Source organism: Nocardioides sp. YJ-D4 (assembly GCF_054031495.1).
In genome coordinates this window covers 2,156,227-2,169,217 of record NZ_CM132932.1, presented here as the reverse complement: position 1 = coordinate 2,169,217, position 12,991 = coordinate 2,156,227, and the positions used below count along the sequence as shown (strand labels likewise).

The following is a 12,991-nucleotide window of genomic DNA, read 5'->3' as shown; positions in this document are numbered from 1 at the left end:
CGTGTGACTGAGATCGAGATCGGCCGGGCCAAGCGAGCACGACGGGCGTACGCCTTCGACGACGTGGCGATCGTGCCGTCCCGGCGCACCCGTGACACCACCGAGGTGAGCACCGACTGGCAGATCGACGCCTACCGCTTCGACATCCCGCTCATCGCGGCGCCGATGGACTCGGTGATGTCGCCGTCGACCGCGATCGCGATGGGCAAGCTCGGCGGCCTCGGGGTGCTCAACCTCGAGGGCGTGTGGACCCGTTACGACGACCCGCAGCCGCTGCTCGACGAGCTGGCCGAGCTGAGCGGCGTCGACGCGACCCGGCGTCTGCAGGAGATCTACGAGGCCCCGATCCGGGCCGAGCTGATCACCGAGCGGCTGCGCGAGGTGCGCGCCTCGGGCGTCACCGTGGCCGGGGCGCTGTCCCCGCAGCGTACGAAAGAGTTCGCCAAGGCCGTCGTCGACGCCGGCGTCGACCTCTTCGTCATCCGCGGCACCACGGTCTCGGCCGAGCACGTCTCCTCGCAGGCCGAGCCGCTCAACCTCAAGGAGTTCATCTACGAGCTCGACGTGCCGGTGATCGTGGGCGGCTGCGCGACCTACCAGGCTGCGCTCCACCTGATGCGCACCGGTGCGGCCGGCGTCCTGGTCGGCTTCGGCGGCGGTGCGGCGCACACGACCCGCACCGTGCTCGGCGTGGCCGTGCCGATGGCCTCCGCGGTGGCCGACGTCGCCGCCGCGCGCCGCGACTACCTGGACGAGTCCGGCGGCCGCTACGTCCACGTCATCGCCGACGGCGCCGTCGGCCGCTCCGGCGACATCGCCAAGGCGATCGCCTGCGGCGCCGACGCGGTCATGGTCGGGAGCCCGTTCGCGCGGGCGACGGATGCCCCCGGCAAGGGATTCCACTGGGGCAACGAGGCCCACCACGCCGACCTGCCCCGCGGCGAGCGCGTCGCCTTCGAGCCCGTCGGCACCTTCGAGGAGGTCCTCTTCGGGCCTTCGCACGTCGCCAACGGCACCATGAACCTCGTCGGTGCCCTCAAGCGCGCCATGGCCACCACCGGCTACACCGACCTCAAGGAGTTCCAGCGGATCGAGGTCGTCGTCGGCTGACGACCCTCCGCCGAGTCCGCACTTCTGGCGGGCCGAATCTGTAGTTGTGGGCGACGAAACTCTCGTTTCGTCGCCCACAACTGCGTTCTCGACGACTGACCTCGGCTGGTCCGGCCCCGTGTCGAGGCGTCACTCCCGCAGATCGAGGCGTCGCGTACGTCGGCCGAGACGTCCGCAGGTGACGCTTCGGCCGACCGGAGCGACCTTTCGGCCGGCGCGGCCGACTTCTCGGCATTGGTTGGACGCCGACCTTCCATGTTCTTGGGCTACCCCGTAGAGTGACCGCTGTCACCACCTAAGCAAGCGCTTAGATTAGCCGAGCACACGAGGGAATGAGCATGTCGAGGTTCGAGGGACGTACGGCGATCATCACCGGGGCCAGCCGGGGCATCGGTCTGGGCATCGCCCAGCGGCTGGTGGACGAGGGGGCGAAGGTCGTCATCACGGCGCGCAAGCCCGAGGCGCTCGCGGAAGCGGTCGAGGGACTCGGAGGCAAAGAGGTCGCCCTCGGCATCGCCGGAAAGGCCGACGACCCCGAGCACCAGGAGGAGGTCGTCAAGGCTGCGATCGACACCTTCGGCAGCGCCGACCTGCTGGTCAACAACGCCGGCATCAACCCGAAGGCCGGCGGCCTGATCGACATGGACCGCGAGTCGGCCCGCAAGACCGTCGAGGTCAACTGCCTCTCGCCGATCGGCTGGACCCAGCAGGTCTGGCGGGCGTGGATGTCCGAGCACGGCGGCGCGATCGTCAACATCTCCTCCGTGGCCGGCCTGGCTCCGACCCCGCTGATCGCGACGTACGGCGCGAGCAAGGCGATGCTCAGCTACATCACCCAGGAGCTCTCGGTCGAGCTCGGCCCGAAGGTGCGGGTCAACGCGATCCTCCCGGCCGTGGTGAAGACCAAGTTCGCCGAGCTCCTCTACGAGGGCCGCGAGCAGGAGGTCTCGGCGGCATACCCGCTCAAGCGCCTCGGCACCCCCGAGGACATCGCCGGTGTCGCGTCGTTCCTCCTCTCCGAGGACGCCGGCTGGATGACCGGCCAGCTCGTCACTGTCGACGGCGGCCTCACCCTCGCCGGCGGACGCGTCTGATGGCGCCGGCCCCAGGCAGCACCGCCGTCGTCACCGGCGCCGCGGGCGGGATCGGCCGTGCCCTCGCCGCCCGCCTCGTCGCCGAGGGCGTCCGCGTCGTGGTCAACGACATCGACGACGTACGCCTGACCGAGACGGCCAAGGAGATCGGCGCCCATCCGGTGGCCGGTGACGCGGCCTCGGTCGAGGGCGTGGCCCGCCTCGTCGAGGCGGCGAAGGACCACCTCGGCCAGATCGACGCGTGGTACGGAAACGCCGGCATCGACCGCGGCATCGGCCTGGACTGTCCCGAGGAGGACTGGCAGGCCTCGCACGAGGTCAACGTGATGGCCCACGTCCGGGCGGCGCGTCTCCTCGTCCCCGACTGGGTCGAGCGGAGGAGCGGTCGCTACGTGGTGACGGCGAGTGCGGCGGGGCTGCTGATGATGGTCGGTACGCCGACCTACTCGGTCACCAAGCACGCCGCGGTCGCCTTCGCGGAGTGGCTCTCGGCGACCTACCGCCACCACGGGATCGTCGTGCAGGCGATCTGCCCGCAGGGTGTGCAGACCGGGATGCTCGAGCGATCGGGACCGATGGCGGGCCTGCTCAGCCGTGACGGAGCGCTGACGCCCGAGCAGGTCGCCGATGCGGCCTGGGAAGCGACGACCGATGACCGCTTCCTGGTGCTGCCGCACCCGGAGGTGGGCGACTACTACGCCGCGCGGGCGACGCAGACCGACAAGTGGCTCGGCGGGATGAATCGACTCTGGCAGCACGTGGAAGGACAGGTATGAAGGCGTGGCGGATCGGCTCGCTCGGCGAGCCCCAGGACGTGATGCGGCTCGAGGAGGTGCCCGACCCGACCCCCGGAGCCGGACAGCTCGTCGTGAAGGTGCTGGCCAGCCCGGCCAACTTCCCCGACGTACTCATGTGCCGTGGCCTCTACCAGGTCAAGCCCGAGCTGCCGTTCACTGCCGGCGTCGAGCTGTGCGGTGAGGTCGTCGCGCTCGGCGACGGCGTCGAGGGGTTCCAGGTCGGAGATCGCGTCATCGGCGGCGGGTCGCTGCCGTACGGCGGCTTCGGCGAGCTCGCGCTGATGGACGCCGCGACCACGTTCCCGGCTCCGGAGGCACTCACCGACGCCGAGGCGTCGAGCCTCTACATCGGCTACCAGACCGGCTGGTTCGCGCTCCACCGCCGCGCCCACATCCAGCCTGGCGAGACGCTGCTCGTGCACGCCGCCGCGGGCGGGGTCGGCAGCGCCGCGATCCAGCTCGGCAAGGCCGCCGGAGCGACAGTGATCGGTGTCGTCGGCGGGCCGGAGAAGGCCGCGGTCGCCAAGCAGCTCGGCGCGGATGTCGTGATCGACCGCCACACCGAGGACTTCGTGAAGGTGGTCAAGGAGGTCACCGGCGGCAAGGGCGCCGACGTGATCTACGACCCGGTCGGCGGCGACACCTACGACCGCTCCACCAAGTGCATCGCCTTCGAGGGCCGGATCCTGATCATCGGCTTCGCCGGCGGCCGCATCCAGGAAGCCGCGCTCAACCACTCGCTGATCAAGAACTACTCGATCGTCGGACTCCACTGGGGCCTCTACAACGCGCTCGCGCCCGACCTGGTCGCCGAGTGCCACCGCGAGCTCACCCGGATGGCGGCCGAGGGCTCGATCAAGCCGCTGGTCAGCGAGGAGCTGTCCCTGGACGAGGTGGCCGACGGCGTACAGCGCCTTGCCGACGGCACCACCGTCGGACGGGTCGTGTACGTCGCATGAAGGCGGTCATCTTCGACTACGGCGGGGTGCTGACCACGCCCATCGGCGACTCGATCCGGGCCTGGCTGGAGGCTGACGGCATCAAGCCGGAGAGCTTCACGAAGGTGCTCAAGGAGTGGCTGGGCCGCTACGCCGACGCCGGCACCCCGATCCACCGCCTCGAGCTCGGCGAGCTCTCGGTCAAGGAGTTCGACCAGCTCCTGGCCGCTCGCCTCGAGACGTACGACGGCAACCCGGTCGATCCCGACGGCGTCCTGTCCCGGCTCTTCGCCGGGATGCGCCCCAACCCGGAGATGTTCGCGCTGGCCGAGGAGCTCCGCGACGCCGGCATCCGGCTGGCCCTGCTCTCCAACAGCTGGGGCAACTTCTACCCGCGCAAGCAGGTCGACGCGCTGTTCGAGGTGGTGGTGATCTCCGAGGAGGTCGCCATGCGGAAGCCGGAGGCGCCGATCTTCGACCGCACCCTGAGCAGGCTCGGTCTCCCGGCCGAGGAGTGCCTCTTCATCGACGACGCAGAGCCCAACGTCCTCGGCGCCCGGGCGGTCGGCCTCGACGCCCTGCTGCACACAGACTCGGCGAGCACCCGCGCGGCGCTCGCCCGCATGATTCCCACCCTCGGAGGTGCCGTGTGACGACCGAATCGCTGCCCGGACTCGATCTGGACCGGCTCGGCCCCTGGCTGGCCAAAAACGTGACAGGCGCCGGCCACGAGCTGAGCGCCACCCACATCTCCGGAGGCAAGTCCAACCTGACGTACGCCGTCTCCGACGGCACCCACGAGTGGATCGTCCGCCGTCCGCCGCTGGGGCACGTGCTCGCCACCGCGCACGACATGAAGCGTGAGTTCACCGTGATCACCGCGCTGCGCGACACCGACGTACCGGTGCCGCACACGTTCGCGTTCTGCGACGACGAGGAGGTGCTCGGGGCGCCGTTCTACGTGATGGAGAAGGTCGACGGCCGGCCTTACCGCTACGCCCGCGAGCTCGAGCCGCTCGGTGCGGACCGCACGAAGGCGATCTCGGAGCAGCTCATCGACGTGATGGCCGCGCTGCACGCGGTCGACCCGGCCGAGGTCGGACTGAGCGAGTTCGGCCGCCCCGAGGGCTTCCTGAGCAGGCAGGTCCGGCGCTGGAAGAAGCAGCTCGAGGCGTCGTACTCCCGCGATCTCCCCGCAGCCGACGAGCTCCACGCGCTGCTGGAGGCGCGGGTCGGTGCCGCCGAGGCCGCCTCGACCGGGCCGGGGATCGTGCACGGTGACTACCGCCTCGACAACGTGCTCACCGACGAGGCCGACCAGATCAAGGCCGTCGTCGACTGGGAGATGGCCACGCTCGGCGACCCGGTCACCGACCTGGCGATCCTGCTCACCTACCAGCGGATGGCCTCGGTCTCCGGCGACGGCACCGTGACCGACGTCAGCAACGCCCCCGGCTGGCTCTCCGAGGACGAGATCATCGCCCGCTACGACGCGGCCAGCCCGCGTGACCTGAGCGAGTTCGGCTTCTACCGCGGGCTCGCCGCCTACAAGCTCGCCGCGATCCTCGAGGGGATCCACTACCGCTACCTCAAGGGCCAGACCGTGGGGCCCGGCTTCGACAAGATCGGGGACGGGATCCACCCGCTCCTGGACATGGGACTGTCTGCAATGAAGGAGAAGTGACGCATGGATTTCGCACCCGACGCCAGGACCGAGGAGCTCGTCGCCTCGGTATGGGACTTCCAGAAGACGTACGTCGAGCCGAACGAGGCCGTCTTCGAGGAGCAGCTCGCGGCCCAGGACGACAAGTGGGCCTGGGACAGCGTGCCGATCCTCGGCGAGATCCGCGCCGAGGCCCGCAAGCGCGGCCTGTGGAACCTCTTCCTGCCCGGTGAGGGCGGGGCGGGCCTGACCAACCTGCAGTACGCCCCGCTGGCCGAGATCACCGGCCGCAGCCACCTCGCGCCGGCCGCGTTCAACTGCGCCGCGCCCGACACCGGCAACATGGAGGTGCTGCACGACTTCGGCAACGAGGCCCAGCAGAAGGAGTGGCTGGAGCCGCTCCTGGACGGGCAGATCCGCAGCGCCTTCGCGATGACCGAGCCGGGCGTCGCCTCCTCCGACGCGACCAACATCGAGACCTCGATCGTGCCCGACGGCGACGAGTATGTCATCAACGGCCGCAAGTGGTGGATCACCGGCGCGATGAACCCGAACGCCAAGATCTTCATCGTGATGGGCAAGACCGACCCGTCCGCCGAGCGTCACAAGCAGCAGTCGATGATCCTGGTGCCCCGCGACACCCCGGGCCTCACGATCAAGCGCGGCATGGAGGTCTTCGGCTACGACGACCACGACCACGGCGGCCACGCGGAGCTGATCTTCTCCGACGTACGTGTCCCGGCGGGCAATCTCATCGGCACCGAGGGCATGGGGTTCGCGATCGCGCAGGCGCGCCTGGGCCCCGGCCGCATCCACCACTGCATGCGCTCCATCGGTCTGGCCGAGCGGGCGATCGAGCTGATGTGTGCCCGGGTCGAGGAGCGGGTCGCCTTCGGCAAGCCGCTCTCCGAGCAAGGCGTGATCCGCGACTGGATCGCCGAGTCGCGGGTGCGGATCGAGCAGCTGCGACTCCTGGTCCTCAAGACCGCCTGGCTGATGGACACGGTCGGCAACAAGGGCGCCCACACCGAGATCCAGGCGATCAAGATCGCCACTCCGGCGACCGTCCAGTGGATCCTCGACAAGGCGATCCAAGCCCACGGTGCCGGTGGTCTCTCGCAGGACTTCCCGCTGGCCAAGTCCTACGCCGGCATCCGTACGCTGCGGTTCGCCGACGGCCCCGACGAGGTGCACAAGAACGCCCTGGCCAAGGCCGAGCTGCGCAAGCAGGCCGCGCGGCGGGAGGGACGGCAGTGACTCCCGAGGAGCTGCGCGGCCGCGTCGAGGAGTTTCTCGCCGAGCACCCGGTCGCGACGACCGAGCCGAGTGCCTTCCTGCACGCCCGCTACCAGGCGGGGCTGGCGTGGGTCGCGTTCCCCGAGGGCCACGGTGGTCTCGGCGCCTCGCGCGCCCTGCAGCCGCTGGTCTCCGACCTCTTCGAGGCGGCCGGCGCCCCCGACAACAACCCGCGACGCAACGGGATCGGGCTCGGCATGGCCGCGCCGACGATCCTGGCCTACGGCACCCCGGAGCAGAAGTCTCGCTTCCTGGAGCCGCTGTGGTGCGGCGAGGAGATCTGGTGCCAGCTCTTCTCCGAGCCCGGCGCAGGCTCCGACCTCGCCGGCCTGGCGACCCGAGCCGTCCTCGACGGTGACGAATGGGTCGTCAACGGGCAGAAGGTGTGGACCTCGGGCGCCCACAACGCAGACTTCGCGATCCTCGTAGCCCGCACCGATCCGGATGTCCCGAAGCATCGCGGTCTGACCTACTTCTTGTGCGATATGCACGATCCGGGCGTCGAGGTGCGGCCGCTGCGCCAGATCACCGGCGAGGCGGAGTTCAACGAGGTCTTCCTGACCGATGTGCGGATCCCCGACGCCCACCGCCTCGGCGCGGTCGGGCAGGGATGGGAGGTCGCCAACGCCACGCTCAACAACGAGCGGGTCGCCATCGGCGGCGCCGCGATGCCCCGCGAGGGCGGGATGCTCGGCGTGGTCGCCGAGTCGTGGCGTACGCATCCGGAGAACCACACCCCGGAGCTGCGCGACCGGCTCTTGAAGCTGTGGGTCGAGTCGGAGGTGGCTCGGCTGACGGGAGCACGGCTGCGGCAGAAGCTGGCCGTCGGCCAGCCCGGCCCGGAGGGGTCGGCGATGAAGCTGACCTTCGCCAAGATCAACCAGCAGCTCACCGGGCTCGATCTGGAGCTGCGCGGCGAGGAAGGGCTCCGCTACGAGGACGGCGAAGGCTGGGCGATGGTCCGGCCCGAGCACGTCGACTTCGGCGGCCGCGACGCGGTCTATCGCTACCTGCGCGCCAAGGGCAACTCCATCGAGGGCGGCACCTCGGAGATCCTGCGCAACATCGTGGCCGAGCGAGTCCTCGGTCTCCCCGGGGAGCACCGGGTCGACAAGGACGTTTCCTGGAAGGCCATTCCCCGATGAAGGAGCCCGCGATGAGCGATGTCGAACTGCTCGACAACGAGCTCGATGCCGACCTGCGGTCCACGGTCAGGTCGTTCCTGGCCGAGCACTGCTCGCCGGGCGACGTGGTCAAGGCGTACGACGGGGACAGCTCGCTCACCCCGGTCCTGTGGAAGGGGCTCGCCAGCGAGCTCGGGCTCGCGGGGCTGCTGATCCCGGAGTCCTACGGTGGTGCCGGGGCATCCGCCCGTGAGGCCGCCGTGGTCCTGGAGGAGCTGGGCCGGGCGGTTGCCCCGGTGCCGTTCCTGACCAGCTCCGTCGTCGCCACCTCGGTCCTGCTGGCCGGGCCCACCGAGGCCGGTGCGGAGCTGCTGGCCGGACTGGCTTCGGGGGACCGCACCGCAGCCCTGGCCGTGTCGCTCGCGACCACGACGGTCCAGCCGTTGGAGCCGGTCGAGACCGAGATCCGGTCGGTCGCCGGCGCTCTGGAGGCGGACACGCTCCTGGTGCCGGTGGCGACGCCCGACGGTATCGAGATCCGAGCCCTTCCCGCGGACCGGGCGACGATCACCCCGGTGAGCTCGCTCGACATGACCCGCCAGCTCGCCGATGTCACCCTCGATCCGGCGGCCGGCGAGGTGGTCGTGGCCGCTGAGCGCGGTGCCGAGGGCGTACGCTCCGGGCTGCTGGCCGGGGCCGCGCTGATGGCCTCCGAGCAGGTCGGCGTGGCGCAGTGGTGCCTGACCACGACGGTGGAGTACCTCAAGGTCCGGCGGCAGTTCGGCCGGATCGTCGGCGGCTACCAGGCGCTCAAGCACCGGCTCGCCGACCTCTACACCAACGTCGAGGGTGCCGGCGCGACTGCCCGCTACGCCGCCGGGGCGCTGGCTCTCGGAGATGCGAGGGAGACCGAGATCGCGACCCACGTCGCCGCCGCGTACTGCGGTGACCTGGCCGTCACCGCGGCCGAGGAGGCGGTGCAGCTGCACGGCGGCATCGGCATGACGTGGGAGCACCCCGCCCACCTCTACCTCAAGCGGGCCAAGGCCGACCAGATCGCGTACGGCCTCCCCGGCCTCCATCGCGACCGTCTGGGGGCCCTCGTCGACATCTGATGCCGAGGCGTCACGCCGGTCGGCCGAGGTGGCACCACGGTGCCATCTCGGCCGGCGCGAGTGACGTCTCGGCTACTTCTCCAGCGCCATCAGGGCGAGAGCGAACAGGAGTCGGTCGCGCGGGTCGGAGATGCTCTTCGCGGTCAGGTCCTGGATCTGCTTGATGCGGTAGATGACCGTGTTGCGGTGACAGATCAGGTCTTCGGCGGCGTGGGTGGGGGAGCCGCCGTGCGCGATGAGGGCGCGGAGCGTCGCCAGCAGTACGTCGGACTGGTGGGTCGGCTGCGCCAGGATCGGGCCGAGGGTGCGGCGTACGAGCAGGTGGGAGACGGCGGGTGAGGCGGTCAGCAGCACCTGCGGCAGGCGGTCGTCGACGACCGCGATGTCCGTACGTCCTCGGGGCACCGTCTCCACCGTGTGGGTGGCGAGCTGGAAGGCGGTGCCGAAGCCGCTGAGGTCGTCGGCGGTGGCGATCCCGACCCGGCCCGAGTTGCAGCAGGCGAGCTGGTCGACCAGATCGGCGACGGCCTCCGCGACCGGGCGCGACCCCAGCGGGACCAGCCCGAAGTGGTGGTCGCCGCGTACGTGCCAGAACGACACCAGCCCGGCCTTCTCCAGGCGGTCGTCGGGGTTGCGCAGCGGTGAGTCGCGGTTGCCGTCGAAGGCCGCGACCACGCAGGCCATCCGCGCGTCGGCGGCGACCCCGAGGATGTCCTGCACCTCGGCGGCGAACGCGGGGTCGCCGCCGCGACCCTCGGCGAGCCCGTCGAGGAGCCGGCCCTGGAGCTGCAGGTCGCGACGCTGCAGCAGCGCCGCCTCCTTCCGGTAGGCCCCCGACATGACCGAGTTCTGCACGTCCAGGTCGGTCCACACCTGGCGCCCGGCGAGCACCATCACCCGGTCGTCGATCCCGAGCTCCTCCTGCTGGTGGACCATCGCCTCCCACAGCATCCGGGTGCCGACGGTGTAGGCGTTGAGGCAGTACTCCAGAGGTACGCCCTGCCGCGCCCGCCGCCGGCCGGTCTCGCGCCACAGGTCGACCGGATTGGCTCCCGGGGTCATTCCGGCCATGGCCCGGATGCCGCGGCGTACGTGCTCCCGCGTGCTCGAGCGCAGGTCGGCCCGCACCGACGGCTCGGCGTTCTGGTGCCACTCCGGCTGGATCGCGATCAGGGTCAGCGTGATGTCGTCGGCGATCGCGTCCGCCTGGCTCACCAGCGAGGCCCAGGCACGCTCGACCAGCGGGCGGAGTTCCGCGTCGGGAGCTGTGTCACTCGTCACACCCATGTGCGGAGCGTCCCATGCCCACTGCCGCATCCGCCAGTAAACCAGGGAATCTCGGTCGGAGCGCCCGAAAGATTTTGTGCTCACTGCCCATATCCCCAGTTGTGCGGAGAGTCCAAAGTGATAGCCGTCACAACGGGTGAAGGGAGCATGATGCAGATGCCTGGCGAAGACCCACCGCTGTTCGCGGTCGAGGGAGTCTCGGTCCGGTTCGGGGGCGTGCGCGCACTCGAGGACGTCTCCTTGGAGGTCGCGCCCCATGAGGTGCTCGGCGTCATCGGCCCCAACGGTGCCGGCAAGACCACACTGTTCAACGTCGTGTGCGGCTTCGTCAGCCCCGCCGAGGGCGAGCTCCGGCTGCGCGGCGAGACGATCCACGACCTCCGCCCGCACCAGCTCGCCGGCCACGGCATCGCCCGGACCCTGCAGGGGCTCGGGCTCTTCGAGCGGATGACTGTGCTCGACAACGTGATGGTCGGCGCGGACCGACTCGCCCGCGCCGGCTTCGTGCGCGGGCTGCTCGGGCTCGGCCACCGCGACGACGCCCGGCTGGCCGCCAAGGCGCGCGAGGTCCTCGGCGAGCTCGGGATCGAGTCGTACGCCTCCCGCTACCCGGGCAGCCTGCCGTACCCGATCCGGAAGAAGGTCGCGCTCGCGCGGGCCCTGGTGGCCGAGCCGGAGCTGCTGCTCCTCGACGAGCCCGCCAGCGGGCTGAGCGCCGAGGAGATGACCGAGCTCGGCGAGATCATCACCGGCCTGACCGAACGCACCGCCGTGATGCTCGTCGAGCACCACATGGACCTGGTGATGTCCGTCTGCCACCGGATCACGGTGCTCGACTTCGGTCGGGTCATCGCCGCCGGCTCGCCGGACGAGATCCGCAACGACCCGGCCGTCCTCGCCGCCTACCTGGGTGACCAGGTCGATCATGACGACGCCGCCGAGGTCCACGCACTGACCGTCGCCGAGGAGGCCTGATGTTCGCCGTCGAGGACCTGAGCGCTGCGTATGGACCCGTCAAGGCGCTCAACGGCGTCACCTTCACCGCCTCGAGAGGCCAGGTCACCGCTGTCCTGGGCGCCAACGGCGCCGGCAAGACCACGCTGCTGCGCACCGTGTCCGGCCTGGTGAAGTCCAGCAAGGGCACCGTGACGCTGAACGGCAAGGACATCACGCGCACCGCGACCGAGAAGCTGACCTCGTACGGCCTCTCCCACGTCCCGGAGGGGCGCGGCGTGATCGCCGAGCTGACCGTCACCGAGAACCTCCGGCTCGGCGGCCTGCACCGCGCGACCGGCTCCGAGCCGATGCCGGTCGAGCGGGTCTTCGAGCTCTTCCCGCGCCTGGGCGAGCGCCGCGAGGCCACCGCTCACATGCTCTCGGGCGGTGAGCGGCAGATGCTCGTCATCGGGCGCGCGCTGATGGCGCGACCGACCGTGCTCCTGCTCGACGAGCCGTCCCTGGGGCTCGCGCCCCGGGTGGTGGCCCAGATCTTCGACCTGCTCCGCGGACTGGTGCAGACCGAGGAGCTCACCGTCGTCCTGGTCGAGCAGAACGCCCGCAGTGCCCTGTCCATCGCTGACCACGGAGTCGTGCTCAACCTCGGCAAGGTCGTCGCCTCGGCGCCCGCTGCCGAGCTGGCCGCCGACGAGCAGCTCCGCCACGCCTATCTCGGGTTCTGAGGAGCAGACATGCAGCAGTTTCTCGACACCACCCTCGGCGGGCTGGTCCTGGGCGCGGTCTACGCCGCGTTCGCGCTGGCCCTGTGCCTGATCTGGCGCTCCACCCGGATCGTCAACTTCGCCCAGGCGGCGATGGCCATGGTGACCACCTACATCGCGCTCTCGCTGATCAACGCCGACGTGCCCTACTGGGTCGCCTTCCTGGCCGCGATCGCCGCCGGGTTCGGGCTCGGCGCCGTGATCGAGCGGGTGATCATCCGCCCGGTCGAGGGCAAGGCCGAGCTCAACGCGGTGATCCTCACCCTCGGGCTGTTCATGGTGCTCCACGGCCTGACCGCGATCACCTTCGGCGTACAGCACCGCGGCTTCCCGGCCCCGGTCAGCACCAACGCGATCAACGTCGGGGACACCTCGATCGGGATCACCCCGTTCGGCATCCTCACGATCGTCGTGGTCGCCGTCGTGATGGCCGGACTCGTGGTCCTCTTCCGCTTCACCGACCTGGGGCTGCGGATGCGGGCGTCCGCGTTCAACGGCGAGGTGTCCCGGCTCCTGGGCGTCCGCGTCGGCCGCATGCTCACCCTCGGCTGGGCGCTCGCCGCGGCCGTGGGCGCGGTGGCCGGGATGCTCATCGCCGGCGGCGACCTGGTGAACCCGGCCTTCATGGACCCGTTCGTGATCTACGGCTTCATCGCCGCCGTGCTGGGCGGCCTCGACTCGCCGCTCGGGTCGGTGATCGGCGGCCTGATCCTCGGCCTCTCGCTCTCCTACGTCACCGGCTACGTCGGTGAGCACCTGGCGCCGCTGGTCGCGCTCGGGATCTTGATGGTGGTGCTGCTGGTACGTCCCAGCGGCCTCTTCGCGGCGGCTGCGGCCAGGAGGGTCTGA

At 70.5% G+C, this 12,991-nt stretch carries 13 protein-coding genes; 12 read left to right on the top strand and 1 reads right to left on the bottom strand.

The genetic code is table 11. The features are described 5' to 3' along the window. Positions 1-3 precede the first annotated feature (3 nt). The 9 genes from ACW14X_RS10300 (at position 4) to ACW14X_RS10260 (ending at position 9,137) form a co-directional block, all read left to right on the top strand. The gene (locus tag ACW14X_RS10300; RefSeq protein ID WP_091051839.1) at positions 4-1,110 is read left to right on the top strand and encodes a GuaB3 family IMP dehydrogenase-related protein; all 1,107 of its coding nucleotides are present in this window, start codon (positions 4-6) and stop codon (positions 1,108-1,110) included. Between the two features lie 338 nt (positions 1,111-1,448). Next, positions 1,449-2,204: an SDR family oxidoreductase gene (locus tag ACW14X_RS10295; protein ID WP_160029184.1), complete on the top strand. Its 756-nt coding sequence runs from the start codon at positions 1,449-1,451 to the stop codon at positions 2,202-2,204. Then, the gene (locus tag ACW14X_RS10290; protein ID WP_457165530.1) at positions 2,204-2,980 is read left to right on the top strand and encodes an SDR family oxidoreductase; all 777 of its coding nucleotides are present in this window, start codon (positions 2,204-2,206) and stop codon (positions 2,978-2,980) included. Before ACW14X_RS10295 ends, ACW14X_RS10290 begins: the two co-directional genes overlap by 1 nt. Beyond that, positions 2,977-3,960 carry an NADPH:quinone oxidoreductase family protein gene (locus tag ACW14X_RS10285; RefSeq protein WP_457165529.1) on the top strand — a complete coding sequence of 328 codons (984 nt, stop codon included), beginning with the start codon at positions 2,977-2,979 and terminating at the stop codon, positions 3,958-3,960. The genes ACW14X_RS10290 and ACW14X_RS10285 overlap by 4 nt, the downstream gene beginning before the upstream one ends. After that, positions 3,957-4,592 carry an HAD family hydrolase gene (locus ACW14X_RS10280; RefSeq protein ID WP_457165528.1) on the top strand — a complete coding sequence of 212 codons (636 nt, stop codon included), beginning with the start codon at positions 3,957-3,959 and terminating at the stop codon, positions 4,590-4,592. Before ACW14X_RS10285 ends, ACW14X_RS10280 begins: the two co-directional genes overlap by 4 nt. Continuing rightward, a complete protein-coding gene (locus ACW14X_RS10275; protein WP_457165527.1) occupies positions 4,589-5,623 on the top strand; it encodes a phosphotransferase family protein in 1,035 nt (344 codons plus the stop codon). Before ACW14X_RS10280 ends, ACW14X_RS10275 begins: the two co-directional genes overlap by 4 nt. 3 nt (positions 5,624-5,626) lie before the next feature. Continuing rightward, a complete protein-coding gene (locus tag ACW14X_RS10270) occupies positions 5,627-6,859 on the top strand; it encodes an acyl-CoA dehydrogenase family protein (protein ID WP_160025315.1) in 1,233 nt (410 codons plus the stop codon). Further along, a complete protein-coding gene (locus ACW14X_RS10265; RefSeq protein WP_457165526.1) occupies positions 6,856-8,043 on the top strand; it encodes an acyl-CoA dehydrogenase family protein in 1,188 nt (395 codons plus the stop codon). Before ACW14X_RS10270 ends, ACW14X_RS10265 begins: the two co-directional genes overlap by 4 nt. An 11-nt stretch (positions 8,044-8,054) precedes the next feature. Next, on the top strand, positions 8,055-9,137 hold the full coding sequence (locus tag ACW14X_RS10260; protein WP_457165525.1) for an acyl-CoA dehydrogenase family protein: 1,083 nt from the start codon (positions 8,055-8,057) through the stop codon (positions 9,135-9,137). A 72-nt stretch (positions 9,138-9,209) separates the two neighbouring features. Here the strand turns inward: ACW14X_RS10260 and ACW14X_RS10255 are convergent, their stop codons facing one another. Beyond that, complete coding sequence (locus tag ACW14X_RS10255) at positions 9,210-10,424, bottom strand: PucR family transcriptional regulator (RefSeq protein ID WP_350716706.1); 1,215 nt, start codon at positions 10,422-10,424, stop codon at positions 9,210-9,212. A 156-nt stretch (positions 10,425-10,580) separates the two neighbouring features. Here ACW14X_RS10255 and ACW14X_RS10250 point away from each other — a divergent pair, with 156 nt between their 5' ends. Genes ACW14X_RS10250 through ACW14X_RS10240 form a run of 3 tightly spaced genes read left to right on the top strand, consistent with a single transcriptional unit; the run spans position 10,581 to position 12,991 of the window. After that, a complete protein-coding gene (locus ACW14X_RS10250) occupies positions 10,581-11,399 on the top strand; it encodes an ABC transporter ATP-binding protein (RefSeq protein ID WP_350716708.1) in 819 nt (272 codons plus the stop codon). Then, positions 11,399-12,103, top strand: coding sequence for an ABC transporter ATP-binding protein (locus ACW14X_RS10245; protein ID WP_160025311.1), 705 nt, complete (start codon positions 11,399-11,401; stop codon positions 12,101-12,103). The genes ACW14X_RS10250 and ACW14X_RS10245 overlap by 1 nt, the downstream gene beginning before the upstream one ends. 9 nt (positions 12,104-12,112) lie before the next feature. Beyond that, a complete protein-coding gene (locus ACW14X_RS10240) occupies positions 12,113-12,991 on the top strand; it encodes a branched-chain amino acid ABC transporter permease (protein ID WP_160025310.1) in 879 nt (292 codons plus the stop codon).